Below are 508 nucleotides of genomic sequence, written 5' to 3' on the forward strand. Positions count from 1 at the left end.
GCCCGGGGTCGGTCGCAGCGCGCCGGAGCACGGCGAGGGGAGCGGGCCCGGGAGGTCCTCCGGGTCGGCATGGGGCGTGCCTCCAGGATGCCCGCCGAGTTCCCCGCGCGTCCAACGATCAGAGGCGATCGACATCATCGGCAACCGCGATGGAACGACGACGGGCCCCTGGGTCCGCGCGGCGGCCCGGAAGGGTCAGGCGGGAGCGGGGTGCTGCAGGCTGTGGTCCCAGAACCGCTGGGCGACCTGGGAGATCCGGCCCGGGCGGTGGACCAGGACCGTGCTCCACTCCAGGCGGGGACCGGTGTAGTCCACGATCCGCACGTCCGATCGGCCGGTCACGACGAAGCGGGGAACCATGGCGATGCCGCTGCCGGAGGCCACGAAGTCCGGCACGGCCGTCAGGTCCGAGAGCTCCACCGCCCGCCGGCGGACCAGTCCCGCGGCGGAGAAGGCGCTGTCGACGATGTGCCGCACGGCCTGGCCCGCCGCAGTGTCGATCCAGGGG

At 74.2% G+C, this 508-nt stretch carries 1 protein-coding gene; it reads right to left on the minus strand.

Annotated elements, in window-relative coordinates; all coding sequences use genetic code 11:
- Positions 1–195: 195 nt before the first annotated feature.
- A partial coding sequence (locus ACXAGC_RS20485) for a LysR family transcriptional regulator substrate-binding protein (protein WP_474846861.1) occupies positions 196–508 on the minus strand: 313 nt, incomplete at its 5' end.

The sequence above is a fragment of the Alteromonas sp. AWJ4_197 genome (assembly GCF_056160285.1).